The following is a 24,914-nucleotide window of genomic DNA, read 5'->3' as shown; positions in this document are numbered from 1 at the left end:
ATGATAGGATTCGGCGCGGCCTCCGGCCGCGCCGAATCCCTCAAACTATTAAACCTAAAAAATCATTTGATTTTTCTTAATCAATCATACCTTCTTCATTCTTCTTAATGATTCAATATTGCTCAAAAAACAAGCCCGGCTGTTTCAAATTGAAACAGCCGGGCTTTATTATTTTAATTCCTGCTTAAAGCGGGTAATTATTAAAATTTCAGATCTCCATTCACCTCTCTTACTGCATTAGCAGCTTCAGCGAATTTCAATTGCTCTTCAGCAGTCAATGTTACATTTACGATTGATTCTACTCCATTAGCTCCAATGATAGCAGGAACTCCTAAGCAGATATCGTTTTGTCCGTATTCTCCTTCAAGCATTAAAGAACAAGGAATCATTTTCTTCTGGTCACATGCAATTGCCTGAACCATTACAGAAACTGCTGCACCTGGAGCATACCAAGCAGAAGTTCCTAATAATTTGGTAAGAGTAGCTCCTCCTACTTTAGTTTCTTCAATTACATATTTTTGTTGCTCATCACTTAAGAACTCAGTTACAGGAACACCGTTTCTTGTAGCTTTGCTCAATAATGGAAGCATACCCGTATCACTGTGAGCAGCGATTACCATTCCGTCTACATCAGAAATTGGAGCTTCTAATGCTTCAGCCAATCTGTATTTGAATCTTGCAGAGTCTAATGCACCACCCATTCCAATGATTTTGTGCTTAGGAAGACCTGAAGTTTTGTGAACAAGGTAAGCCATAGTATCCATTGGGTTAGAAACCACGATAATGATTACTTCCGGAGAATGTTTTACTAAGTTTTCAGTAACTTCTTTCACGATACCTGCGTTGATACCGATCAATTCTTCTCTTGTCATTCCAGGTTTTCTAGGAATCCCGGAAGTGATTACCGCTACATGAGAACCTGCAGTTTTGCTGTAATCTCCTGTTGTACCCGTAATTTTTGTATCAAATCCGTTAAGAGATGCTGTCTGCATCAAATCCATTGCTTTCCCTTCAGCAAACCCTTCTTTAATGTCTACCAAAACTACTTCTGAACAGAAGTTCTTCATTGCGATGTATTCCGCACAGCTTGCTCCTACAGCGCCTGCACCTACTACAGTTACTTTCATATTGTTACTTTTTAAAAATTATTTTTTGTTAGTTAAGTTTAAATTTGAAACTCCCCAAATTTAACAATTCCTGAAAAATTGAGCAATTTTTCAGGAATTTAATTAGAATTAAAATAAATTAGTTGACGTTCAGTAAAAACGTATAGAGTTTTTTAGCACCGGAAAGCACGTCATTGTAGTTTTCTTCTGCTACTTCAGTATCCAGAATTTCCTTGAAATTTTTCCACATTGGCCCTGTATTCTCCTGATAACATCCGAAAAAGTTGAAGGTAACCTCATCAAAACCTTCCGTTTTAGATAGCTGCTTGGCAATCACATTTCCTCCAAGCGTAGAACCTTCAATCACATACATCGCTCCAAGCGCTTCATGTTCATTATTAAATTCAAGAGGATGAGAAGCTTCCTGATTATTCAGAGAAAGGCTTTTCAGATCTTTTTCGATAAGGGAAAGCTTTTTTCTCGCATCCAGCTGAAGTTTTTCTGCATACTTATCAGAAAGACTGCTGAAGATTTTATCTTCACTGTGCAGAAGCATCAGATAATTGGTATGGATAATTTTTTTATAATCCTCCAGGGTGAAGGTTTTATTAAAAATCTTTTCAGAATTAAAAAGTTTCTCTGCCGCATCGTGATAATCTGCTGTATTCTGTTTAAGATATTCTGATACCATAAATAACGTTTTAAAAGTTTCTCAAATATAGGGCTTTTTGAACGTTAAAATAAAAGAAGTACCCTCTCCATTGCTTTCAAAATCCACATTTCCACCAATTCTTTTCATGATACGGTGCACAATAGACAATCCGATCCCGTTTCCTTTAAATTTCTTGGCATTATCCATTCTGTTGAAGATCTTAAACATCTTATGCTTTTCCTCTTCGGGAATACCAATACCATTATCGGAAATTCTGTAAATAATAACCTCCCCATCTTCCGTTCCTTCTATTTCCACTTTTGGATTCTCTTTGTGAGAAGAATATTTTACGGCATTATTGATAATATTCAGAAATACCTGGTGAAGCATTGTCTTATCTCCTAAAACATCAGGACATTCTTTAATAATAACCTCACTGGTCGGGCTTCCGTACGTCATTTTAGCATTTTCTGAAATTTTGCAGATCGTAGAAGCTGTTTTCAGACTTTCAAGCTGAACTTCACTGTGCTTAGCACGGCTGAGCTGCAATACATCCTGCATCATTTCAGCCATACTATCAATCTCCTCAATAATCGTATTAATCTTTGTTTTGCTTTTTTCAGTATCTCCGGCAAGATTTCCCAGAAGCATCTGTGCATTCAGTTTCATTACTGTCAGTGGAGTTCCTAAATCATGAGAAATAGTATAAGAAAAACTGTCAAGCTCTTCATTCACTTTCTTAAGCTCATCATTCAGGCTTTTGATAGCATTATAGTTTTTGTGGGATGTTTCTAAAATTAAATCCCGTACAGCATGCACTGCACTTATATTTCGGGAGTTCCATCTTGTGGAATACCCTTTAATGTTTTCTGTAAAAATCTGGAAAGAGGTTCTGGGCGATATCATTTGTCTTTCCTCTCCGTTTTGAGAAAAAACAGCTACTCTTTTTTCAGGATTTCCCGCCCAGTCGATATGCTCATCAAACTCTTTACGGAACCAGATCAGCATCTCGTTTTTATCTCTTTCGATAAAATAGATGATCACTCCTGCAGCATTTGTAGACAGTTTCAGTTCTTCACCCTGATCTTTAAGGAAGCTTCTGCTTACATAAATACGGTCATTGGTATGTCCCAATGCCCATTGTATAATTTTTGCAATGCTTTCAATGTCCGGTGTACTTCCCGATGTTATAATGCTGTCATCCGAAATAATGGCTAATCCATCTGCTTCCGGTAAGTTTTGTATCTCTGTTTTACTTTCAATAAGAGAATCAAGCAGATGATTGTGTTTTAAAAATTTCGTTTTTAGTTCAGCTATTTTTTCATTCAGTTCCAGGCGGTAATTCAGCTCACGTTTGGATTTGAATGATGAATAGGCATTTGCTGCCAGTGCTGTAAAAATTCCGGCCTGTACTCTATCTTCCAGGTCGATATGCTTTGGTTCTACATTCTGACAGGTTACCAACCCCCAGAGATGATCATCAATAATAATAGAAACGCTGAAGCTTGAAGCAGCTCCTGAATTTTTAAGATACTGCCCATGAATAGGCGACATCCCTCTGGATGCTGAAAAGGTAAGATCAATACTTTCAAGGCTTTTGCTTAAAATGGGAACAGTATCGGCAAACACATTGCTGAAAATTCTTTTTCTTTTCTTCAGATAAAGATCGCGTGCCTGTTTCGGAATATCAGATTCCGGATAATGAAGACCAAGAAAGCTTTCCATGTTTTCATTTTTCCTTTCCGCAATTACTTTCCCGGAACCGTCCATCATGAATTTATAAACCATCATGCGGTCATAGTTCACTACCTTCGTCAAGGTTTCCAGAAGATGATTCCAGAGTTCCTTTTCATTATCAATGATGTAAAAATTATCGTATTTATTGGAAATCCGTTTGTCAGGATTGATCAGTACTTCTTCAAATTCCAGGAAGATATGGGCTTCACTCCTGAAAACAGAAAAGTGATATTCTTTTTCGCCGATGAAAATCTTGTCAAAATAGGTTTCGTTTTTACGTCTGGTAAATCTTTCCAGTGAAGTATATATTTCCGAATTGATAATACTCTGAAAACTTTCCGGAAAGTCTGTAAGCTTCCTGTCGAAAAGCTTTTCCGGACTTTCGATTGTAAATATATCCGAGATATTCCTGCTAAAAAAAGTGATGGTACGGGAATCCGCATCAATGCCAATCAAGTAACCAAAACTTTGTATAGAACCCGGAATATGGATAGGTTCTTCATGACATTCTACAAAATTCATATATCTCTTCAGTCTATTAATCAAATATAATGATTTTTTAAACAATTTTCACTTTTGTGGTATCCGATTTTAAAGTTCACACTTTCAAGCATTCATGGGAGATTTCCAAGGGAAAAAAGTATTAAAAGCACATTAAAATATTCTTCATTTTTTACCTTTTTTTATGCCATATCTCTAAAATATACAAAAAAAAATCTAATAATCAAACTGTTCAATCTTTAACCATGATTCATAGCATGGATTGCATATTATTAACCTTAATAATTGTTTTATTTAAACAAATTTTGTTAAATTTATATCACCAAATAATGAATATGATAAAAATACATTGAATTATTCATAATAAATTCAATATAAAATTTAAATTCAAATAATACTATTATGAAAAAGTTCCCATTAATTTTATTTTCTCTGGTCCTCTCTATGGGATTATGGAATCCATCAGAAGCCTGCACAAGGGTCGTCTACAAAGGTCCCCAGAATACCGTTATCACAGCCCGATCTATGGATTGGCGTGATGAGATTCCGGCCAACCTTTGGGTTTTTCCAAAAGGAATAGACCGCAACGGGCAGGTAGGCTCTAAATCTGTAAAGTGGACCACCAAATACGGGAGTCTTATCAGCTCTTCATGGGACATAGCTTCTGCAGATGGGATGAATGAGAAAGGATTGGTTGCCAACTTACTTTGGTTAGGAGAATCCCAATATCCAAAATTTGATGGAAAAGGAAGTAAAAAGGGAATTGCCATTTCATTATGGGCACAATATTATCTTGATAATTTTGCTACGGTAAAAGAAGCGGTAGAATTTTCACGAAAAGAACCGTTCGTTATTGTAAGTGATTATATTCCGGGAACAGAAAGATTTACAACCGTTCATCTTTCCATTTCTGATGCTTCAGGAGACAATGCGGTATTTGAATATATTGACGGAAAACTGGTTATTCATCATGATCCGTCTTATACGGTAATGACCAACTCTCCTGTTTTTGAAGAACAGCTGGCACTTAACAATTACTGGAAAGGGATTCCGGGAACGGTAATGCTTCCGGGAACTAACCGTGCTGCAGACCGTTTTGTAAGAGCTTCATATTACATCAATGCAATTCCGCAGACTGCAGATACCCGTACAGCGGTAGCCAGTGTTTTCAGCGTGATCAGAAACTGCTCTGTTCCTTACGGAATCACTTCTGCAACGGAACCGAATATTTCATCAACAAGATGGCGTTCTGTTTCGGATCAGAAAAACCTGGTGTATTATTTTGAAACGGTTTTTACTCCAAACACCTTTTGGGTAGACCTTAAAGATTTTGATTTGAGCCCTAAAGGAAAGGTGATGAAACTGGATCTGAGTAATAACAACACCTATAACGGTAAATCCAATGCAAATTTTAAAGAATCTGCCCCATTCACATTCTTAGGATTAAAATAGATATTTCACCACAAAAATCCTTACGCTAAGTAAAACATTCTGTCTTCAGCAGAGGAAAGGATCTAAGTATGCCAAATGATGATTTCAAACAACTGTCATCAGGTTCATTTACAGTAAGAAATATGGGGTAAATAAAGTTCCACAATAAAAACAAAAAAGATATGGCCTTTTTTTCGACTAAAAAGAAAAGCCTGATCGTATGCATGCTGGCCTGCGGGTTATCTGCTTATGCGCAAAATCAGGATTCTCTGAAGACCACACCTCCTCCACAGGAAGAAGACAATGTAAAATATCCGCAGCTGCAGATCAAAGGCCTCTTTCAGGCGCGTTATCTGGTAGGGATGAGTAAAGATGTTGATGTAAACGGACTTCATCATACCGATGGTTCCGGAACTGATAACAATTTCATGCTCAAATACATGAGGGTTCAGGTTCGGGCACAGATCAGCAAACGTACGGAAGTAGTTGTTTTAGCCAACCTTGCCGATTTTAAAAATGATCCCAAAAGCAGAGTTCTTGAAAATGCTTATCTGAAGTACACTTTCAATCCTAAATTAGCAATTACCGTAGGACAGTTCAGACCTTGGTTCGGTATTGAAGAGACTTATCCTATTGACATTATTAAATCTTTAGACTGGTCCAATCAATACACAGAATTCGGAAAACTGGGCTGGACAAGTTTCCAGATCGGGATGTCTGCCACAGGACAGCTTCAGCTTGGAGAAATACCATTCCAATATGCAGTTTCTATAGTTAACGGAAACGGAAAGAATCAAATCAATGACAACGATAACGGAAAACAATATTCTACCCGTCTGGTTTTTGGACTTTCCAAAAAATATAATTTCAACGTAGGACTCAACGCGGGTACCGGGGAAGTTTTCAGCAAAAAAGTATATGCTCTGGGAGTAGATCTCAGCTCACTGATCCAGTTTGATCCGAAATGGAGCCTTGATATGCAGCTGGAAGCTAAACAGGCTACCAACCACGTTCTTTACAATTCCATTGCTCCTGAGTTGCGTCCTGATAATCCTGATCAGTATCTGATCCGAGGTGCTTATTTCCTTCCGAATTTAAGATATGAGATCAATCACAAAAATCTGAGTGCCTTCGAATTGTCTTGCCGTTACGAATATCTTGATACCAATTTCAGAATGGCTTCCAACCCAAGACAAACGATTACCCCCATGTTCGGTTTGGAATTTCTGAAAAACTATGGCGCAAGAATTCAGCTGGGCGTACAGTTTGACCGCTACAAGTATCAAATAGAAAATACATCACAATACAATAACAATCTGTTCATTGTACAAGTACAGAGCAGATTTTAAACGATTAAATAGTTAGTATCATGAAAGAAATTAATATTAAAAACGTAGCGATCACATTTGTTGTTGCGTTGATCATATGGTTCATTCCTGCTCCGAAAGGTGTTGCAGAGAATGCCTGGCATCTGTTTGCCATTTTTGCAGCCACCATTTTAGGAATCATACTTAAAGCCGCTCCCATGGGTACTATGTGTATGATGGCCATTGGTTTTACAGCCCTTACACAAGTTGTTGCTCCGGGAGACGCAGGAAAATCTATCACTAAAGCCCTTTCCGGTTTCGGAGACAAAGTAATCTGGTTAATCGGGATATCATTTTTTATTGCCAGAGGGTTTATTAAAACAGGATTGGGAAACCGTATTGCCTTCTTATTCATCAGAGTTTTTGGAAAAAGCTCACTGGGATTGGCATATGGATTAGGACTTGCCGATGTTTGTCTGGCTCCTGCTATTCCAAGTAATACAGCAAGAGGAGGTGGAATTATTTACCCGATCATGAAATCTATGGCAATAAGCTTTGATTCCGTTCCTGAAAAACCGGAAACCCATAGAAAATTAGGATCATTCTTAACGTTGAACAGTTACTACATGAACCTTATCGCTTCTTCCATGTTCCTTACCGGAACAGCAAGTAACCCGATGTGTCAGAAATTTGCAGCCAACCTTGGTATTGATATTACCTGGATGTCATGGGCTGCCGCAGGTTTCATTCCCGGTGCAGTAGCATTCTTTGTGGTTCCGTTGGTATTGTACAAATTATATCCGCCTGAACTGAAAAAAACAGGTGATGCTCCGAAAATGGCCGCTCAGAAATTAAAAGAAATGGGACCTATTTCCAGAAACGAATGGCTGATGCTGCTTGCATTTTTTATTCTGTTAGCGCTTTGGATATTTGGCGGTGCACTTTCTATTGATGCTACCACTACAGCATTCATCGGATTAACCTTATTGCTGTTAACTTCAGTATTAACCTGGGAAGACGTAAAAGGAGAAAAGGGAGCATGGGATACTATCGTTTGGTTCGCCGTATTGGTAATGATGGCAAGTTCTTTAAATGAATTGGGATTCATTGGCTGGTTCAGTAATCTTATCAAAGTACAAATTGGAGGTTTGAGCTGGCAGGTAGCCTTCCCGGTGATTATTATAGTCTATTTCTTCAGTCACTATATTTTTGCCAGTGCTACGGCTCACGTAGCTGCGATGTATGCTGCATTGCTTGGCGTGGGTGTTTCCTTGGGAATTCCACCTATGTTATTGGCGATGATGCTTGGTTTCATGGGATCTATTTATGGAGTGCTTACGCATTACGGGCACGGTCCGGCTCCGGTATTCTTCGGAAGCGGATATGTTGACCTGAAAGCCTGGTGGGTAAGAGGTCTTGAAATAGGAATCGTTCTATTGATCATTTATATGGTTGTAGGAGGATTGTGGATGAAAGTCTTAGGATATTATTAATCATTAAATCAAAAATATGTTATCAACATTGTCAAGAAAAATGCTGATGTGCCTTACCGGACTCTTTTTGGGATTCTTCCTGTTGATTCATTTCCTTGGAAATCTTCAGCTTTTCCTTCCGCAAGAGCAGGCACACCTGCAGTTTAATGCGTATTCGCATTTTTTATCAGGAAATATTATCATCAAAATAGTTTCCTACGTTTTGTATGCCAGTATCATTCTGCATGCAGTAGACGGATTAATTATCACGTTAAAAAACAGAAAGTCTGGTGGAGATTACAACAAAGACAGACGTGGAAGAGCCAGCAAATGGGCTTCCCGAAATATGGGAATTCTAGGAACGTTGATTCTGATCTTTCTGGTAATTCATTTTCAGAATTTCTGGTATATCTACAAATTCGGAACCCCTCCTTTGGATCAAAACGGAAATAAAGATCTCTACATTCTGGTCGTGAATGTCTTTAAAGAGTGGTGGTATGTTATCATTTATGTTTTATCAATGATCGCTCTGTGTTATCATCTTATTCATGGGATACACAGTGCTGTAAGAACACTGGGACTTTACCATCCTAAGTTTGTAAAATGGTTTAAGACTGTTGGGATTGCTTATTCAATCATTATCTGTGTAGGTTTTGCATTGATGCCCATCTATGTATTTTTTACTTATCAATAAACAGAACGATCATGATTTTAGATTCAAAAATACCACAAGGCCCATTGGAACATAAATGGGGAAATTATAAAAAGAAAGCAAGACTCGTTAACCCTGCCAACCGTAAAAAACTGGATGTCATTGTTGTAGGAACCGGACTGGCAGGAAGTTCAATCGCAGCTTCCTTGGGAGAAATGGGATACAATGTGAAATCATTCTGTTTCCAGGACAGCCCGAGAAGAGCACACTCTGTGGCAGCGCAGGGAGGTGTGAATGCTGCAAAAAATTATAAAAACGATGGCGACAGTGTCTACAGAATGTTTGTAGATACCTTGAAAGGAGGAGATTTCAGAGCCCGTGAAGCCAATGTATACAGAATGGCAGAATGTTCTCTGAACCTCATCGACCAGGCTGTAGCGCAAGGCGTTCCTTTCGGACGTGAATATGGAGGATATCTGAATAACCGTTCATTCGGAGGCGTTCAGGTAAGCCGTACGTTCTATGCGAGAGGACAAACGGGACAGCAGCTTCTTCTGGGTGCTTATCAGGCCTTGATGAGACAGGTCGGAAAAGGTTCTGTACAATTATTTTCAAGACACGAAATGCTGGATCTGGTTACTGTTGATGGGAAAGCCAGAGGAATTATCGTAAGGAACTTAGACACAGGAGACATTGAAAGACATGCAGCACACGCTGTAATATTGGCAACGGGAGGTTACGGAAAAATCTATTACCTGTCCACTCTTGCCATGGGTTGTAATGGCTCTGCAATCTGGAGAGCCCATAAAAAAGGGGCTTTAATGGCTTCCCCAAGCTGGATTCAGGTGCATCCTACTTCCCTTCCGCAATCCGGAGATTATCAGTCTAAGCTGACTTTAATGTCCGAATCATTACGTAATGACGGACGAATCTGGGTTCCGTTAAAAGAAGGTGAAAACAGACCTCCCAATGATATTCCTGAAAATGAAAGAGATTATTATCTGGAAAGAAGATATCCGGCTTTTGGAAATCTTGCTCCGAGGGATATTTCGTCCCGTGCAGCCAAAGAGAGAATTGATGCCGGTTTCGGAATTGGACCGTTGAAAAATGCCGTTTATCTTGATTTTTCAAAAGCGATACAGGAACAGGGAAAAGGTAAGATTCAGGAAAAATATGGGAACTTATTCGATATGTATCTTAAAATAACAGGATATGATGCGTATAAAGAACCCATGATGATCTCCCCTTCTGCACACTTCTCAATGGGCGGACTTTGGGTAGATTATGAACTGATGACTACTGTCACGGGATTGTTTGCTTTGGGTGAAGCTAATTTTGCAGATCACGGAGCGAACAGATTAGGAGCGAATTCACTTCTGCAGGCTTCTGTAGACGGATACTTCATTGCTCCTTACACCATTGCCAATTATCTGGCTGATGAAATTCACACCGGAAAAATCTCACCGGATACTCCTGAATTTGAACAGGCGGAAAATGCAGTTAAAAAACAGATCAACGATTTTATCAATATCAAAGGAACTAAAACCGTTGATTATTTCCACAAAACATTAGGAAAACTCCTGTATGATTATTGCGGACTGGCCAGAAATGAAGAAGGGCTGAAATACGCCATTCAGGAAATCCGAAAACTAAAACAGGAATTCTACAAAGATGTAAGAGTTTCCGGACAGGGAGATAAAATGAATACCGAACTGGAAAAAGCAGGCCGTGTAGCCGATTATTTCGAAATAGGAGAACTGATGTGCTATGATGCCTTAACCCGTAACGAATCCTGTGGAGCTCATTTCAGAGAAGAATTCCAGACTGCGGACGGAGAAGCCATGAGAAATGATGCAGAATACCAATTTATATCGGCATGGGCATGGGCAGGTGAAAATGCCGAACCTGAACTGATCAGGGAACCTTTGATCTTTGAAGAGATTCAGCCAACGGTAAGAAGTTACAAATAAAAAACAAAAATTATGGATTTACATCTTAAGATATGGAGACAGAAAGACAGAAAAAGTGAAGGAAAACTGGTCGGTTATGACCTGAAAGGACTGAATTCTCATATGTCTTTCTTAGAAATGCTGGATACCTTAAACGAAAAACTGATCATTGAAGGGGATGAGCCTGTAGAGTTTGATCACGACTGCCGTGAAGGAATCTGCGGACAATGTGGGATGATGATTAACGGTATTGCCCATGGTCCTTTGAAAAATACAACTACCTGCCAGCTTCATTTACGGTCTTTTAAGGATGGAGAAACCATTTTGATAGAACCATTCCGTTCCGAAGCTTTTCCGGTGAAAAAAGATTTAAAAGTAGACCGTTCTGCCTTTGACAGAATTATCTCTTCGGGAGGCTTTGTATCTGTCAATACAGGTCAGGCACCTGATGCGACTTCTATTCCGGTGACTCACCAAACCGCTGAGGAAGCCTTTGATTCTGCGGCATGTATCGGATGTGGAGCTTGTGTTGCTACCTGTAAAAATGGAAGTGCAGCCTTGTTTACCTCTGCAAAAATCACACACATGGCACTCCTTCCTCAGGGAAAAGAAGAACGAAGCAAGAGAGTTTTGGATATGATTACCCAAATGGATACGGAATTATTCGGGCACTGCTCCAATACGGAAGCCTGTGAAGTGGAATGTCCTCAGGGAATTTCCGTCCTGAATATAGCAAGAATGAATTTTGAGTATAACAGAGCTTTGTTTTTCAGGAAGAAAAATTAGTCTGAAAAAACAAAGATAATAATAGGTAAAAGGACGAATTTGAATCATCAAATTCGTCCTTTTATTTTTTGCCAAAGGTGATTTTTTTCTTTTTATGCATCCATCATCGCCACCACTCTCGCCGGAGCAGCAGAACCACCCACAATTTTAAGGGGAAATACACAGATTTTAAATCCGGATGGAGGCAGCGCTCCAAGATTGGTAAGCTGTTCGATGTGTAAATATTCTTTTTCGATTCCTACACGGTGGCCTTCCCAGAAGAACTCGGGGTCATTGAGTTCTTTGGCTTTCTGAGCCATATATTTCAGAGGAAGATCCCAGCCCCATTGGTCGATTCCCATTACTTTTACGCCTTGGTCAATCAACCATTCTGTAGCTTCTTTGCTCATTCCTGTTCCTTTTTCTACAAAATCCGGGGTTCCCATCATTTTATCACGATCGGTTCTGATCAGTACAATATTTCCTTCCTTTATCGTGATTCCGTTTTTATCCAAATCTTTTTTCAGATCATCAATGGTGATGGCAACAAAATCTTCTTTGTGGGTACAGTCGATTACAATTCCGTCTCCATAGCACCACTCCAGCGGAATCTGATCTATCGTTTTAGCGGGTTTCCCTTCTACAACAGGCCCATAATGCCATGGAGCATCAATATGAGTAGTGGCATGAAGTCCCATATTTTTAATGGTATCATCTGCCCAGCCTGTCCAGTTTTTAGGGAAAAGTCTTGATGGAAGTCTCAATGCCAACCTAATCAACCAGTGTGATTTCCTATGGGCTTTATGTTTGATTTTTACCCGCATGAACCATGGGTCTCCTGCATTATACTGAATCGGTTTTGTTAAATCGACAATTGTTGTTTTCATATGATTTAGGCTAAGGAAGCAAAGATAATGAATAAGGCAAAAGTAATTTAGCATTTTTTCCCTTTCTCATTTTAGTTTTTCTACTCTAAATACCTTTAGGAATAATAATTTTCTTCGGATCATTTTCATCATATATAATTTCAACGGTTCCCTGTTTCGGTACAGAAGAGAGATTCAAAAGGCTGACAATTTTCTTGTAAACAGTGATATGTTCCGTTCCTCTGAAATCTTTGAAACTTACCTGAAACATGATTTGGGGTTGATCATTTACCGTAAGTCCAGTCTGGCTTACACTGATGATATTGGCTTTAGCATTTCGTCCCATAAACATTAGGCGTTCTTCTTTTTCATTCTTGAAAAACTTTCCAAAAATAAACTGGAAAATCAATACGAAAATAAGAATCATCACACCGCTGAAAATAATCGGGTGCATAAAGGTGAGAAAACTCCACCCAAAATCATAAGATTCTTTGGTATAGAAATAATAATACAGCCCCATCACATAAGCGATCATCAACACTATGAATATAAATCTCAGAATCATTCCCGAAGAGTTAAACTGGGTCTGCTGACCGGCCAGAATAAAATAAGGATTTTTTGAAGGATTGGGATTGAGTAAAACTGTAACGGTATTTCCTGTATCAAATCTTTTTTCCAGAGGCTTTATATCATGAAACATCATCTTGTGTTCGATCTGAACATTCCTCAGATTAGCAAAAGAAAGAACAATCTCAATGATGTTGATATTAGACTTTGGATCATATTTCAGAAGCTTGTAGTCAATAATTTTGGCCTCTCTTGGAACACCATTTTGCAAAATTGATTGAATGGTGCTTCTTTCTTTAAATGTTTTAATAAAAAGATTATGAACAAAGTAAACAAGAATGTAGCCCCATACTACAAAAGAAAAACCGAGATATCCATAGCTCACGGCTAATGAATTTCTCGGTTCTGCTGTTTCTTCCGAAGTCATCATATAAATGAATATCGGAAAAGGTATACAGAAAAAAAGGATGTAGACGGCCCAGAAAATGATCATGAATTTCATAACTGTTATTTTGTGTGGTCTGATAAAGTTATGATATTATTATGGATTGGCCGACTTCTTTTTACACCTCTTTCTCGAAATACAGTCTGTAGTATTTTCCTTTATCATCCTCACCCATTTCCAGTTTTTGTCTGTCTCCGTGGATGTAGATGTGGAAGTTTTTATCTAATTTAATAATACTTTTAAAGTGTCTCTGTGTCTTTTTTACCGCTGCTTCACTGATGGGAAATTCTTCAGCGATATTTACCTGCATGTCCTGTTCGTAGTCTGTTTTAAAGTTTACAAAACTTTCAATTACATGTTCGTCTCCCAGTACTTCATTGGCAAATTCGTCCAGTTTAAATTCTTCTTTTTCTTTGAAGAAATTGATAGATTTATTCAGGAAATCTGCCTGATCTGCCTTGGAAACTTCAAATTCCTGAGGAAGTTGCTTTGTGATATAATCTTTATAGACCATCAAAGCTTCCTGCGTGTGGAAATATTCATCATCACGCTGTTTTACTTTCAGAAAATCTTCGAACCAGTAATACATATCTCCATTTTTGTTGTTGTCAACTACAGAAAGTACATATCCGGTTTCTTTATTGTTGTTGTAAATCAAAGCAGCTTTATCAATTTTAGATAAGCCAATTCCCTGATCTTTTTCAATATCAAAAGTTTCTTCGGAAGGATTAATTTTCAGGAAAGATTCTCTCTTCTCTGTTTTAAAGATTCCGATTTTGTCTACTTTATCCGGGCGGTCACTTTCATCTTCAAAAAGAACAATGAAAAGTTCTCCACTCTGAACTCTTGGGTTTTCAGCCGCTTCAAAAAGGTGTTTTGCAATGTTCTCAGATTCCCAGATGAACTTAGCTTTATCATCAAAAATTTCTGATACTGCACTGTAAACCGGATTATTTACCAGGTAAGTGTCACTGTAAAAATGGAACGTTTCTTCCGACTTAAAGGAGCCTAAAAAGTAATCTTCAAGCATTTCTGCCATTCCTTCTTCCAGTTTCAATTCCTCCTGTGAAATCGTCAGGGAATCCCCGTTGATCTTATTTCCGACTCTGTGTACTATTATTTTTGAAAACATTTTTCTGAATATTTGGACTGCAAAGATATTCATTCTTATTCTTTCTGCGAAACTTAAAAAATGTCATTTTGTACCGGATAAATTTTACCACCCCGTCAAAAATTCTTTGAATTTTCGCCACCCCTCCAAGGGAGGGGAATTCTCCGCCGCTCTTTTGTAATAGAGTGACAGCAATAATTTTCTCTTTTATTTTCAATTTGATAAAAACCTTATCATTTTGACATGTTTTTTTGTTTAAAAAGTAACACATAAAAACCACAATAAACTGTATTTCAGTTCATTAAATTAAATTTATTTCCAACGGAATACCATTGGCATCATGATTTGAAAACATAGAAAATGGACTTAAAAACATTAAACAGAATAGACAAGCTCAGAAGGTTAAAAAGCAAAGGACCAGAAACTCCAAAGTGGCTGAAGCCTTATCATATGCTCTTTTTCGCTTTTTTAACCATTTTCATCTTTGGTGCCATCATCAAATTACTGGAAAACAATCACCATTAAAATATACTATTATGAACTATCTACAAGCAGTAAAGGAAATCACAGACGTGGTTCCCGATTTTGAAAAGGAAGTAAAAGAAATTAAAATCCAAAACTCATACAGCATCATCCGGACTTTTACGGAACGTATTAAAAATATGATCCGCCAAAATGACAGAAACCTGCTGTTCAGAAGTTTACAGAAAATGGACAAAATATACACTGACGGAGATACAGTATTAAAGAATGCTATTGAGACTACTTTTATCTATTCTCTGGACAATTGTACCGCTTTCTGCAGTGAGGAATACAGAAAAGTGATTTTTAGCCATATTTCTGCCAACCTGCAAAAAGTATATTCGAGACAAATTTACACTCACGGCATATAAAGGTTTTGTTACATTATTAAGCCGTTTTATTACAAAGTGTTTAAATTAAACAAAAATCAAAATAACTCACAATCAATAGATTATGAAAAATAAAATAAGAAGAATTTCAGACTGGAAAACCTGGAAAACCACGACTAACAGACACAATGCAGAGATACTACTCACTCACATCGCTGTGATTGTAGGTGTATTTATTTTTGCGGCATGTTTATAAATTTTGGTATACATTTCGCTGCATTAATAAGTGTTTGAAAAATTATTAATTATGATGAAAGAACAAATGCAAACTATTAATCAAAAATTAGCTGTTGAGTACTTAAAATTTTTCTATCCGCCACTTCGTAATGAAATCATACAGTTGTCTGTTCAGGACAATTTTGCAGGAATTATGCAGGCAACCGTAAACTACTTAAAGAACCTGTTACAGGAGTCTAAAATCAGTATTATAGCCCATCATATTAAGCTGATGGACTGGCTTTACAGAAATGGGAATTCTTATGTAAGAGACATGATTGAAAACATGTTCGTAAGATCTTTTGAAAGCTTCAAAAAGCACGCAAAAATCCAACATTGGAAACTCCTTTATCAATATATGCCTGTCAGCTTCCAGATCATTTATAATGAGCAGCAGAAGCAAGATCAGATCTATTTTGGCAAATAAATTAAAGCATAAAGGCGAAATGGTAAATTTAATTTTTTACCCTTTCGCCTTATTTTTTTCACTTTTCACTCCATTAAATACAACTTCCGTTCTATTTTATTTTACCAATATCTGTGAAACCCCTATTTTTGTAAAAATGTACCCATGAAATACTACTTTTATGCCTTGATGATGGCATTGTCATTAATCTCCTGTGAAAATAATGACAATACCCATGATGATCCAAGACCAATTGATAAAGAAATGTATCAATTTGAATTTAAAAGCTATGATGTAAAAAATACAGTTCTGTACAAGGGATCCAATGGGGAAAAATCTATGCCGGACGAATCTTATCTCAACGATTACTGGAGTCTTTACCAGCAACCTGCCTGGAAAAAAATAAGCTTTGATCTTACCAACAAAACGATCAGGTTAATTTCCGAAACCTCATCTACAGATTTTACTTATAGTTTCACGATTGTCAATGACTCTGTACTCATCAAAGAGAATAATAGTAATAAACCCACTTACATTGGTGATTTCAATAAAAATACGTCTTCGTTCACATTAAAAAGAACGTACAGATACATTAAGAGAGTACCCAGAACCGATGAAGAAGGGCTGCTGATCACTAAAAGCGCACATTTTGGGACTACCCAATACGAAAATGTTTTTGGAAATATTTTTTCCAATCCTTCTCAAATGGTAAAGTCAGGAGATCAGGTTTTATGGACAAATATTGAATATTACTATAAGAAGCTTTAGTCAACTGATCATATAATAAAAATCTCTCCAATGAACTTATTGGAGGGATTTTTCTATTTTTTTAAGTCTTATTTTTTCACAAATATCTTTTCTATGGTCTGGGCTTCTTCATTACTTAGTTTTGAAGCTTTCCCCAGCTTGGCAATGAAAGCGGTTACTTCTTCCGGAGTGGCTGGTGATCCCAGATTTTCTCCTTTGGCATCAAAAGAATCTGCCAATACCTCTCCTTTTGGATTTAGAATCAGCCAGAAAGGAAGTCCGGCATTTTCACCTTTATATTTATTCATCAGCTCTTGTCCGCCAGGGTTTTCAAGGCTTTTCTTATCTCCTCTTTCCTGAACGTCAAGATAAGCAGTAACAAATCTTTTATCAAAAATGGGTTTGGTTTCAGGAAGATCCATATTCTTTTCCATCATCTTACACCATTTGCACCATGAAGCATGGAATACCAATAAAACATTTTTCTTACCTGCTTTAGCTTCCGTGAGAGCCTTATTTAATACAACATCTGCTTTTTCCTGCGCTGCTCCCAACTGAAACAGCAATAGAGAAACAATGACAATAATTTTAGAGTATTTCATTCTGAATTTTTATTTTAAATCTACACGAATTTAGGTATTTTTCTCTAACAATATAACTTCATGAATTAATCAATTTAGTTAAACATTTCGTAATTTAGTCTATAATAAAGTGCTCCTTTACTATTGTAAAAAAGAAATATAAACCAGTAACAGATTCACACCATGATAGAAATAAAAAAATATTCTGATCAGTCAGGGCATCCTGAGCCAAGGAGAGTCATCAGGTACACTTTATTCTGGTGTCATCATGGAAGTGCTGAAATTCTTATTGACGAAAATATTTTTATTCTGAAAACCGGTCAGGCTGTAACCATTACTTCGGGACAGTTTCATCAATTAAAATCTGTGGAAGGAGAAATTACTGCATTGGAATTCACATTGGATTTTTTCTGTAAAAGTGACAGTGATATTGAACTTATCTTTCACAACGGGCTTTTTTGTCATTTCGGAATGAATGAAATGATAACGGTACAACATCCTGAAATATTTTCTGAAACATTGAATATCATAGAAAAAGAAATTCAGGAACAGCCTTACCAGTACCTGATCTCTACACATTCTCTTGTTGAATTGCTGTTGGTGGAAATCAACCGCAGTAAAATAGCCAATGGCGATGAAATCTGGAAACCGGATGCTTTATTTCTAAAGTTTCTTGAAAGTGTAAGGGATCATTTTAAAAACAATTATCAGATCTCTCATTTTGCTGATATCCTTGGAACCACTGAAGCAAAACTGAATGAGATCTCAAAGCTCCATACCAACAAAACCGCTCAGAATGTGATCTACAGTCTTACTATTTCTGAAGCCAAGAGACTTTTACTCTATGAAAAACTAACGGTAAAGGAAATTGCTTATCAGCTTGGTTTCAATGATCCTTTTTATTTTTCTAATTTCTTTAAAAAACATACTTCACGTTCTCCTAAAGATTATCAGAAAACAGTAAAGGAAATCTGAAAGAAGAAATCAGCAGCTTCATATTAACTTCCATTCTCCAGCTCTCCTCTTTCCGCTTCCTTCAAATATTATATGCTTTTTCCGGAATTGTCTATTCTTTATACGACGGCTTTCGCTGAACTTTGTACTGTAATTAAGACCTAAAAATTATACGTATGAAAACTCAACAGGATGCCGCCACTTTTTTATTAAGAATTGCTTTGGCCTTCGGATTTTTATCTGCTGTGGCAAGCAGACTGAATCTTTGGGGAACACGATCTTCCGGCTGGAAAAATTTTGTTCATTATACTGCTGAAACCAATTCATTTTTACCACAGTCTTGGGCAGCTTCTATTGCAGTATTATCTACAACTGCTGAATTGTCAATTGGGATTCTGCTTCTTGTGGGTTTTCAGGTAAAAAAAACTGCATGGTGCGCCTCTGTTCTCACCTTATTTTTTGCAACTGCTATGAGCATTTCTTTTGGGATTAAAGAGCCTCTGGATTATTCGGTTTTTGCATTCAGCGCCGGAGCTTTTCTCCTGAGTACTTTTTCCCGTTACACATGGAGTTTAGACCAGCTTCTACATTAACAACAATTAAAATTTATATATCATGAACACCAACATCCACGATTACATCGTAAAAACAGAACAAAAAGAATGGCAGCCTTTAATTGAAAAAGGGATTCATTATGAAGGTATTTTTGTAAAATCTTTAAAATTTGATGCTGAAAAAAACCGCTCTACCAGTATACTTTTAAAATTTGAACCGGGGGCCAGCTATCCTTATCACAATCATCCTGCCGGAGAAGAATTGTTTATCATGGAAGGTGATGCCACAATTGCAGGAGCCCAACTTGAAAAGGGAGATTATTTGTATACTCCACCAAATTTTAAACATTCCGTGAAGTCTGAACAAGGCTGTACCATTCTTTTTATAGTGCCTGAGGAAGTAGAAATTCTTTAAACCACTGATAAAACAAAACCACAGTAAATTTTTTACTGTGGTTGATCATAATTTAAAAAAAAATAGGATTGGCGTTATTTTAACGCGGTTTTATTCGGTGAAATCGGTCTGAAATCAATTAAAGTTTTTTTCTTTCTTATAAGATCCACCAGAGTCTGAACTGAAAAAGTGAGAATGATATACAACACAATGAGTACTGACACATAGCCAATTTCATGCTGTCTGTATCCGAAAATACCTTTTCCCCATGAGATCAGTATCCATTGGATCATGTACATTGAAGTTAAGTTTTTACTGCAGTATTTCAGGACACGCATAAAGCCATTTTCTTTCACATTGGCCGTAATGGTATTGATCAGCCATAAAAAGAACAACGTCCAGCCTGCAAAATAAATAACCCCGCCAGGCCCCATATGGTAAAAACCGTTATAATTATAGTCACCATACAGAAAAACCAATGGTGCCCCTATCGCAATGAACAAAAGTCCCACATACAGCATCTTTCTAAATATCTGTTTGGTATTATAGTTCAGTTCCTGAAACCATTTCCCGAAAAACATTCCTATGATAATAAAAGCCATCCATGGGAAAACCGGGAAATAAACATAGGCCGGATAATCCGTATTAAAAAGAAGATCGAGAACATAATTGATCATAGGATAGTCCAGGTTAATTGCGCTCACTTCTCTGGAGATCAGGGCAACGAATAAACCTATAGCCAGCATGATATATTTATTTTTAATATACTCTCTGATAAACCCAACGAACAATAAAGACATTCCTGCCAGCTGTAAAATATCTCCCAGCTGTACAAGATATACATACTGCTGTTCAATAGGTGCATGCCATCCGTATTTTTGCATAAAATTATCGGGAGCAAAATTAAAAATCACGGGGATCATAAACTTCATAAAATTCATGAACAGACCTGCAAATACCAGTAAAACACCTCGCTTTAATGCGCTCTTAAGACTTTGATGACTGGAAGTCATGAAGGTGATTCCCATACAGATCAGGAAAATGGAAGTTCCTCTTCCGAGAAAAACAATAAAACTGCCGATGGCTGTTTCATATTGTGATTTTACATTGGCATACACCAATAAGGTATGTATAATGATCATTCCAATGACGCTTATACCTTTTATTAAATCCAGAGTGAGGATTCTTTTGTTTTGTTGTTCCATAGTTTTTTAGTGAAAATGTGGATTAGATGGATAAAATTGTAATCATTAATTATTTTTAAAACTATATTTTTATTTATTCTAAATAAAAATCAAATATACAAATTAAAACTACTTTTCATAATTCATTAATCAATTTTCATAAAATATTAATAATTAAAGATTTGTTACAGCATTAAAGAATAATTACGATTAATTATTTACATATATTCAAACCAATAATGAGTCATGGAATCTGACAAAAAAGAAATGACTACTATCTTTCACAAAAAAACTCTCCCGATTGGAAGAGTTTTATTATAACGATTAAGATTTCGGTAATTCTGGTGGGCGCATTTTGTATTTGTAGCTGTTCAGAGTTTTCAAAAATGCTACGATATCAAATACTTCATCATCTGTCAAATTCAGTTTTTCTACCATTCCTGATTTGTGGGGAAATTTAGGATCATTCATCTGATCTGCTTTTGGGGTTTCTCTGCCCATTCCGGCGTTGTACATCATGACGATATTGGCCAGCTCAGGGAAAAGTCCGTTATGCATATAAGGTTTGTTCTCCGAAACTTCTCTCAGTGTAGGCGTTTTGAATTTTCCTACATCTTCATTTTTTTTCGTAACGATATATCTTCCCAGATCTTCATATTTTCTTCCGTAATAAGTCAGTCCCAAATTATGGAACTTCTGATCGGAGAAATAAGGAGTATTGTGACAGTTGATGCAATTCGCTTTAGTCCGGAATAAATGAAGACCATTGATTTCAGAATCCGTTAAAGCATCTTTTTTCCCGGAAACGAATTTATCAAACTTTGATGGCGGACTGATCAGAGAACGTTCAAATGTTGCCACGGCTTTTGCTATTTTCTCCTCCGTTACTTCTCCATTCCCGAAAGCTTTTACAAAGAAAGGTTTATAATCTTTAATTTTTCTGATATTTTTCGTCGCCATGGACATATGGAGATTCATTTCTACCGGATTTTCGATAGGCGCTTTCACCTGCTCTTCCAAAGTAGCTGAACGGCCATCCCAGAAGAATGTTTTGGCATATCCTATATTCACCAGAGTAGGTGCATTTCTGGTTCCCGTCTGTCGGTCATGACCAAAGGAAACTCTGCTTCCATCCGACCATCCTATTTCAGGATTGTGACAGTTGGCGCAGGAAATTTGTCCGCTTTTGGAAAGTCTCGGATCAAAGAATAACATTTTTCCCAGTTCCATTTTATCTTCGGAATAAGGGTTGTCTTCAGGAAAACTCATTTTAGACAAAGGTCCGATATCCTGAAAACCTTCTTTGGCTTCATCAAATAAATGGGGAACGGGCCATTTGCTCTGATCTCCGCTGCTGTATAGCGTACGAAGCTCTTCCACGGAATATCCCGTGGGGTCATTAGAAGTATAACTTAGTAAAGATATTATTCCGGCAACTGCCAGAAAAGCAATATATCTGTCTTTCATTATTTTTTTAATAATAAACATTCAATCCTACCAGGGCAACATGATTGGCTCTGCCATTGTAGTCTACCTGATTTTTATAAGTACTGTTCATCAGCCAGGTCTGAGAAAAACTCCCAAACAGCTCATACCTGATTTTGTTCTGATCAAAAATATAACTTGTATTAAAATTAAGACCAATTTTAGGCGTTGCATCATAGGCAAAGTCCGGCTGAGCTATCTTCGTTGCAAAGATATTCTCTTTTGTGCTTTGATAAGGCTGATAATTGAATTCTTTTTCCAAAGGCACATAAAGATTCTGCGAAAGCCCGATTGCCAGTTTATGCGAAGGCTGTAAAGCAAATTCCTTTTCTGCTCCGATACGGTAATTGAAAAAAGACAGTTTTCTGTCCATCACTACAGATAAATCCCTTACATGGTTTTTTCCATAGGCTGCATCAAAAAGAATTTTAAAAGCTTCATTTTTATGATTGAACCAAACTACGCTATTCTGCCAGAAAAGGTTTTTCTGTTCCAGACGGTATGATGTGTATTCCAAAGGATAATTATAATTCGTATCCAGCTGATCCTGATAAGTCATCATGGATGCCCATTTTTTACCATTATAATTTCCTAGGAAATTAAGATAAAAGCTATGCAGATCAGTTTTCAGTCCGGAATATTTTGTATAGTCTTTCTGCCAGTTGAAACTTGCATCCTGATATTCAAAAACCCTGTAGAAACGTTCAATCAGATTTTTATAATCATATCCTGCGGAAAAATGAGTATTAGCAGTGTTATAAGCATATTCTCCTCCCCAGATATATCCTCCCATTTTATATTCGGAAGTTTTATATTGGGTATTTCCAATGTACTGATTACCATAACCTTCATTATAACGGATATAAATACTGTCATTGGCAGGTACATTTCCTTTCATATTCACAAACATGATATCATTTCCCTTATAATGATGTACATAGCTCAGCTTTCCAAAAACAGCATGCTGCTTCCATTTCAATCCTAATTTTGCAAATGCTTTATATTTATAATCGTCTACTTTAGGTCTCGGATCTGCATTCTGGCGGTAAGATTTAGCATAAACACCTTCTCCTCCTACTTGAAGAATCACTGGTTTTACAGGATTATAGGCAAACTGTCCATTGATAAAATAGCTTTGTTTCTGCCATCTTGCCGTACGAGGAACCCAATAATAAGAGGGGTTATAGATAAAGGAAGAATTGGTAGTTCTCTCATCACTTAAAATATAAGGAACATCTTCTTCGGTAGTTTTGTCTGCTTTAAGTCTTCCTGATAGTGCAATTTTATCATTGAGCTTGTAAACACCTTCAGAAAGGAAACTAAAGCTTCCCGTTTCTCCCGCAGTCTGTACTCTCTTAAAATTTTGTTTTGTAGAAGAATACTGAAAGGTTGTACGTGAAAAATCCAAAGGCTGGAAAAATGCAATATAGGGATCATTGATCCTGATATTCTTTTCTACAGAACTTATATTAATACTGTCTAACTGAGTTGCCTGAGCATGAAAGAACTGACTGCTTAATGCAGCCAATCCCAAAATGCTGTATTGAAAAACTTTAATCGTCTTATTTTTATTATTGTGCATATCCTCGAGGGTTTGCTTTAATCGTTACAAAATCATTGGCAGAATTATTTGTATCCTGCAATACCACACGTCCATTGATAATTTCCTTTGTTTTACGGATCACAGAAAGTCCTGTAAAAGTGCCTTCTGCCTGTCCTACTGCATTCACAATAAAAGTTCTTGATGCGTCTATGTCTGCAGGAAAATCTTTTGGTGCTTTTTGCTCTTTGTCTGTAATATCAATTCCGTCTATGATATAGTTTTTGGGGATTTGCAGGAACAGCGTTCCGGTTGGCGCCTTTGGAGAGGCTACTTTTTTCCATGTTGTCACTTCTGTATCAGTTGCTCTCAGAATCCCTAAACCTAACATTGAATTCACATTAAGAATTAAGTCATTGGAGGCAATACTCCAGTATGAAACCAGCATATCCGGCACCATAATATTCTGAATATCCCAAGCAAAAGGCTTCTTCCCGATACTCGTATTATAGTCTCCCATATAGGTTTCAAAGTCTGCATGGCTAAGATCTACCGTTCTGTCAGGCTCCTGAATGGCGACTCCTGTACCGTTAATATCATCAAAAGGCATTTTATGGTTAATAGCTGTTTGGGCTATAACAATGCTTTTTCCCGGTAAAATCGGATATTGACTTCCAGTTCCAGGTATTTTAATGAGTATGTTGGAATAAACATAGTCTGTATTGGCAGCAGATCCGCCACCGGCAGTTTTGCTCCAGTCGTACTGTCCGTTAGATAAAGTATAAGTGGTCGGATTGTTATTCGTATTACCTTCCAGAAAAACCAGATATAAACCGTCAGCATAAATAGTCTGGTCAGAATTGTTATGAATTTCAATAAACTGATCTCTGAAATTGGCTCCCAGCTTTGTATCTGAACCTGCATAATAATATTGTTTAATAACAAGATCTCCAAGGTTTCCGCTGGTAATTCTGATCAATTTTGAAGATGTATTGGCATTAATCGTTACTTTCTCATCAAAACCTCCAAAGTGTACAATTTCATAGCTTGTTTCTTCTCCAATCTGCTGCTCATATTCACTTTGTTTTAACTGCAGTTCTGCCTGAACGCTATAGTTTCCCGGTAAAACAGCATTTAATATAAGATCACCGTTAGCATCTGTTTTCCCTGTAATCTGATCTCCTGTTGCTGTATTCTTCATGATAACGGTTACATTCGCTACCCCTTTATCTGCAACGGATGGATATTTGGATGCATCATATTTAATATTTACAGTAAACGGAACAGGTTTGATCTCGTTATTCTTTCCAAAGTCATCATCTCTGTTGCAGCCTATAAGTACAAGGACAGGAATTATTAGTAATAGTATTAATCGTTTCAT

The 24,914-nt window shown here is 37.2% G+C and carries 25 protein-coding genes; 14 read left to right on the top strand and 11 right to left on the bottom strand.

Annotation, left to right across the window (positions count from 1 at the left end; translation table 11 throughout):
- Window positions 1-200 precede the first annotated feature (200 nt).
- The 3 genes from LKL37_RS13565 to LKL37_RS13555 all read right to left on the bottom strand — a co-directional run bounded on the left by LKL37_RS13565 (window position 201) and on the right by LKL37_RS13555 (window position 4,017).
- Window positions 201-1,127: a malate dehydrogenase gene (locus LKL37_RS13565; protein ID WP_034699354.1), complete on the bottom strand. Its 927-nt coding sequence runs from the start codon at window positions 1,125-1,127 to the stop codon at window positions 201-203.
- 118 nt (window positions 1,128-1,245) lie between these two features.
- Entirely contained in the window at window positions 1,246-1,797 is a 552-nt protein-coding gene (locus LKL37_RS13560) for a biliverdin-producing heme oxygenase (RefSeq protein WP_431611077.1), read from the bottom strand.
- Between the two features lie 21 nt (window positions 1,798-1,818).
- Window positions 1,819-4,017, bottom strand: a complete 2,199-nt coding sequence (locus tag LKL37_RS13555; RefSeq protein WP_431611076.1) for an ATP-binding protein — start codon at window positions 4,015-4,017, stop codon at window positions 1,819-1,821.
- A gap of 381 nt (window positions 4,018-4,398) precedes the next feature.
- Here LKL37_RS13555 and LKL37_RS13550 point away from each other — a divergent pair, with 381 nt between their 5' ends.
- From LKL37_RS13550 to LKL37_RS13525, 6 genes are all read left to right on the top strand, one after another.
- Window positions 4,399-5,448 carry a linear amide C-N hydrolase gene (locus LKL37_RS13550; RefSeq protein ID WP_431611075.1) on the top strand — a complete coding sequence of 350 codons (1,050 nt, stop codon included), beginning with the start codon at window positions 4,399-4,401 and terminating at the stop codon, window positions 5,446-5,448.
- A gap of 161 nt (window positions 5,449-5,609) precedes the next feature.
- Window positions 5,610-6,776, top strand: coding sequence for a porin (locus LKL37_RS13545; RefSeq protein WP_431611074.1), 1,167 nt, complete (start codon window positions 5,610-5,612; stop codon window positions 6,774-6,776).
- 20 nt (window positions 6,777-6,796) lie between these two features.
- Window positions 6,797-8,227 (top strand): anion permease, encoded by a 1,431-nt coding sequence (locus LKL37_RS13540; protein WP_431611073.1) that lies wholly within the window; start codon window positions 6,797-6,799, stop codon window positions 8,225-8,227.
- A 16-nt stretch (window positions 8,228-8,243) separates the two neighbouring features.
- Window positions 8,244-8,900, top strand: coding sequence for a succinate dehydrogenase cytochrome b subunit (locus LKL37_RS13535; protein ID WP_431611072.1), 657 nt, complete (start codon window positions 8,244-8,246; stop codon window positions 8,898-8,900).
- An 11-nt stretch (window positions 8,901-8,911) separates the two neighbouring features.
- Complete coding sequence (locus LKL37_RS13530; RefSeq protein WP_431611071.1) at window positions 8,912-10,828, top strand: fumarate reductase/succinate dehydrogenase flavoprotein subunit; 1,917 nt, start codon at window positions 8,912-8,914, stop codon at window positions 10,826-10,828.
- 12 nt (window positions 10,829-10,840) lie between these two features.
- Entirely contained in the window at window positions 10,841-11,593 is a 753-nt protein-coding gene (locus LKL37_RS13525) for a succinate dehydrogenase/fumarate reductase iron-sulfur subunit (RefSeq protein WP_431611070.1), read from the top strand.
- Between the two features lie 92 nt (window positions 11,594-11,685).
- Here LKL37_RS13525 and LKL37_RS13520 read toward each other — a convergent pair whose 3' ends face one another.
- The 3 genes from LKL37_RS13520 to LKL37_RS13510 form a co-directional block, all read right to left on the bottom strand.
- The gene (locus tag LKL37_RS13520) at window positions 11,686-12,459 is read right to left on the bottom strand and encodes a cyclase family protein (protein WP_431611069.1); all 774 of its coding nucleotides are present in this window, start codon (window positions 12,457-12,459) and stop codon (window positions 11,686-11,688) included.
- An 85-nt stretch (window positions 12,460-12,544) separates the two neighbouring features.
- On the bottom strand, window positions 12,545-13,435 hold the full coding sequence (locus tag LKL37_RS13515) for a hypothetical protein (RefSeq protein WP_431611068.1): 891 nt from the start codon (window positions 13,433-13,435) through the stop codon (window positions 12,545-12,547).
- Between the two features lie 133 nt (window positions 13,436-13,568).
- Complete coding sequence (locus LKL37_RS13510) at window positions 13,569-14,582, bottom strand: nucleoid-associated protein (RefSeq protein WP_105700952.1); 1,014 nt, start codon at window positions 14,580-14,582, stop codon at window positions 13,569-13,571.
- 339 nt (window positions 14,583-14,921) lie between these two features.
- Between LKL37_RS13510 and LKL37_RS13505 the strand changes: the two genes are divergently transcribed.
- The 5 genes from LKL37_RS13505 to LKL37_RS13485 all read left to right on the top strand — a co-directional run bounded on the left by LKL37_RS13505 (window position 14,922) and on the right by LKL37_RS13485 (window position 16,862).
- Window positions 14,922-15,086 (top strand): hypothetical protein, encoded by a 165-nt coding sequence (locus LKL37_RS13505; RefSeq protein ID WP_431611067.1) that lies wholly within the window; start codon window positions 14,922-14,924, stop codon window positions 15,084-15,086.
- 11 nt (window positions 15,087-15,097) lie between these two features.
- Complete coding sequence (locus LKL37_RS13500) at window positions 15,098-15,454, top strand: DUF7674 family protein (RefSeq protein WP_431611066.1); 357 nt, start codon at window positions 15,098-15,100, stop codon at window positions 15,452-15,454.
- A gap of 82 nt (window positions 15,455-15,536) precedes the next feature.
- Window positions 15,537-15,668 carry a hypothetical protein gene (locus tag LKL37_RS13495; protein WP_262486817.1) on the top strand — a complete coding sequence of 44 codons (132 nt, stop codon included), beginning with the start codon at window positions 15,537-15,539 and terminating at the stop codon, window positions 15,666-15,668.
- 51 nt (window positions 15,669-15,719) lie between these two features.
- The gene (locus tag LKL37_RS13490) at window positions 15,720-16,115 is read left to right on the top strand and encodes a DUF7674 family protein (RefSeq protein ID WP_105700954.1); all 396 of its coding nucleotides are present in this window, start codon (window positions 15,720-15,722) and stop codon (window positions 16,113-16,115) included.
- A 144-nt stretch (window positions 16,116-16,259) separates the two neighbouring features.
- The gene (locus tag LKL37_RS13485; RefSeq protein WP_431611065.1) at window positions 16,260-16,862 is read left to right on the top strand and encodes a hypothetical protein; all 603 of its coding nucleotides are present in this window, start codon (window positions 16,260-16,262) and stop codon (window positions 16,860-16,862) included.
- Window positions 16,863-16,930: 68 nt separating this feature from the next.
- Here the strand turns inward: LKL37_RS13485 and LKL37_RS13480 are convergent, their stop codons facing one another.
- Complete coding sequence (locus LKL37_RS13480) at window positions 16,931-17,443, bottom strand: thioredoxin family protein (RefSeq protein ID WP_431611064.1); 513 nt, start codon at window positions 17,441-17,443, stop codon at window positions 16,931-16,933.
- 162 nt (window positions 17,444-17,605) lie between these two features.
- On the opposite strand from LKL37_RS13480, the gene LKL37_RS13475 reads away from it, so the two are divergent.
- The 3 genes from LKL37_RS13475 to LKL37_RS13465 all read left to right on the top strand — a co-directional run bounded on the left by LKL37_RS13475 (window position 17,606) and on the right by LKL37_RS13465 (window position 19,345).
- Window positions 17,606-18,397 (top strand): helix-turn-helix domain-containing protein, encoded by a 792-nt coding sequence (locus LKL37_RS13475; protein WP_431611063.1) that lies wholly within the window; start codon window positions 17,606-17,608, stop codon window positions 18,395-18,397.
- A gap of 155 nt (window positions 18,398-18,552) precedes the next feature.
- A complete protein-coding gene (locus LKL37_RS13470) occupies window positions 18,553-18,969 on the top strand; it encodes a DoxX family membrane protein (protein ID WP_431611062.1) in 417 nt (138 codons plus the stop codon).
- Between the two features lie 22 nt (window positions 18,970-18,991).
- On the top strand, window positions 18,992-19,345 hold the full coding sequence (locus tag LKL37_RS13465) for a cupin domain-containing protein (RefSeq protein WP_431611061.1): 354 nt from the start codon (window positions 18,992-18,994) through the stop codon (window positions 19,343-19,345).
- A 74-nt stretch (window positions 19,346-19,419) separates the two neighbouring features.
- Here the strand turns inward: LKL37_RS13465 and LKL37_RS13460 are convergent, their stop codons facing one another.
- From LKL37_RS13460 to LKL37_RS13445, 4 genes are all read right to left on the bottom strand, one after another.
- Entirely contained in the window at window positions 19,420-20,529 is a 1,110-nt protein-coding gene (locus LKL37_RS13460) for a heparan-alpha-glucosaminide N-acetyltransferase domain-containing protein (protein WP_431611060.1), read from the bottom strand.
- A gap of 303 nt (window positions 20,530-20,832) precedes the next feature.
- Entirely contained in the window at window positions 20,833-21,975 is a 1,143-nt protein-coding gene (locus LKL37_RS13455) for a cytochrome-c peroxidase (protein ID WP_431611059.1), read from the bottom strand.
- 7 nt (window positions 21,976-21,982) lie between these two features.
- Complete coding sequence (locus tag LKL37_RS13450; protein ID WP_431611058.1) at window positions 21,983-23,575, bottom strand: DUF6850 family outer membrane beta-barrel protein; 1,593 nt, start codon at window positions 23,573-23,575, stop codon at window positions 21,983-21,985.
- A complete protein-coding gene (locus LKL37_RS13445; RefSeq protein ID WP_431611057.1) occupies window positions 23,565-24,914 on the bottom strand; it encodes a DUF4876 domain-containing protein in 1,350 nt (449 codons plus the stop codon). Before LKL37_RS13445 ends, LKL37_RS13450 begins: the two co-directional genes overlap by 11 nt.

The organism is Chryseobacterium sp. 'Rf worker isolate 10', from assembly GCF_050753305.1.
Lineage (GTDB): Bacteria > Bacteroidota > Bacteroidia > Flavobacteriales > Weeksellaceae > Chryseobacterium.
This window is presented reverse-complemented; position numbering and strand designations above follow the sequence as displayed.

Bases quoted from the DNA above. Each gene is read 5' to 3' on its own strand.
- LKL37_RS13565 (WP_034699354.1), bottom strand. From the start codon at position 1,127: ATGAAAGTAACTGTAGTAGGTGCAGGCGCTGTAGGAGCAAGCTGTGCG.
- LKL37_RS13560 (WP_431611077.1), bottom strand. From the start codon at position 1,797: ATGGTATCAGAATATCTTAAACAGAATACAGCAGATTATCACGATGCG.
- LKL37_RS13555 (WP_431611076.1), bottom strand. From the start codon at position 4,017: ATGAATTTTGTAGAATGTCATGAAGAACCTATCCATATTCCGGGTTCT.
- LKL37_RS13550 (WP_431611075.1), top strand. From the start codon at position 4,399: ATGAAAAAGTTCCCATTAATTTTATTTTCTCTGGTCCTCTCTATGGGA.
- LKL37_RS13545 (WP_431611074.1), top strand. From the start codon at position 5,610: ATGGCCTTTTTTTCGACTAAAAAGAAAAGCCTGATCGTATGCATGCTG.
- LKL37_RS13540 (WP_431611073.1), top strand. From the start codon at position 6,797: ATGAAAGAAATTAATATTAAAAACGTAGCGATCACATTTGTTGTTGCG.
- LKL37_RS13535 (WP_431611072.1), top strand. From the start codon at position 8,244: ATGTTATCAACATTGTCAAGAAAAATGCTGATGTGCCTTACCGGACTC.
- LKL37_RS13530 (WP_431611071.1), top strand. From the start codon at position 8,912: ATGATTTTAGATTCAAAAATACCACAAGGCCCATTGGAACATAAATGG.
- LKL37_RS13525 (WP_431611070.1), top strand. From the start codon at position 10,841: ATGGATTTACATCTTAAGATATGGAGACAGAAAGACAGAAAAAGTGAA.
- LKL37_RS13520 (WP_431611069.1), bottom strand. From the start codon at position 12,459: ATGAAAACAACAATTGTCGATTTAACAAAACCGATTCAGTATAATGCA.
- LKL37_RS13515 (WP_431611068.1), bottom strand. From the start codon at position 13,435: ATGATGACTTCGGAAGAAACAGCAGAACCGAGAAATTCATTAGCCGTG.
- LKL37_RS13510 (WP_105700952.1), bottom strand. From the start codon at position 14,582: ATGTTTTCAAAAATAATAGTACACAGAGTCGGAAATAAGATCAACGGG.
- LKL37_RS13505 (WP_431611067.1), top strand. From the start codon at position 14,922: ATGGACTTAAAAACATTAAACAGAATAGACAAGCTCAGAAGGTTAAAA.
- LKL37_RS13500 (WP_431611066.1), top strand. From the start codon at position 15,098: ATGAACTATCTACAAGCAGTAAAGGAAATCACAGACGTGGTTCCCGAT.
- LKL37_RS13495 (WP_262486817.1), top strand. From the start codon at position 15,537: ATGAAAAATAAAATAAGAAGAATTTCAGACTGGAAAACCTGGAAAACC.
- LKL37_RS13490 (WP_105700954.1), top strand. From the start codon at position 15,720: ATGATGAAAGAACAAATGCAAACTATTAATCAAAAATTAGCTGTTGAG.
- LKL37_RS13485 (WP_431611065.1), top strand. From the start codon at position 16,260: ATGAAATACTACTTTTATGCCTTGATGATGGCATTGTCATTAATCTCC.
- LKL37_RS13480 (WP_431611064.1), bottom strand. From the start codon at position 17,443: ATGAAATACTCTAAAATTATTGTCATTGTTTCTCTATTGCTGTTTCAG.
- LKL37_RS13475 (WP_431611063.1), top strand. From the start codon at position 17,606: ATGATAGAAATAAAAAAATATTCTGATCAGTCAGGGCATCCTGAGCCA.
- LKL37_RS13470 (WP_431611062.1), top strand. From the start codon at position 18,553: ATGAAAACTCAACAGGATGCCGCCACTTTTTTATTAAGAATTGCTTTG.
- LKL37_RS13465 (WP_431611061.1), top strand. From the start codon at position 18,992: ATGAACACCAACATCCACGATTACATCGTAAAAACAGAACAAAAAGAA.
- LKL37_RS13460 (WP_431611060.1), bottom strand. From the start codon at position 20,529: ATGGAACAACAAAACAAAAGAATCCTCACTCTGGATTTAATAAAAGGT.
- LKL37_RS13455 (WP_431611059.1), bottom strand. From the start codon at position 21,975: ATGAAAGACAGATATATTGCTTTTCTGGCAGTTGCCGGAATAATATCT.
- LKL37_RS13450 (WP_431611058.1), bottom strand. From the start codon at position 23,575: ATGCACAATAATAAAAATAAGACGATTAAAGTTTTTCAATACAGCATT.
- LKL37_RS13445 (WP_431611057.1), bottom strand. From the start codon at position 24,914: ATGAAACGATTAATACTATTACTAATAATTCCTGTCCTTGTACTTATA.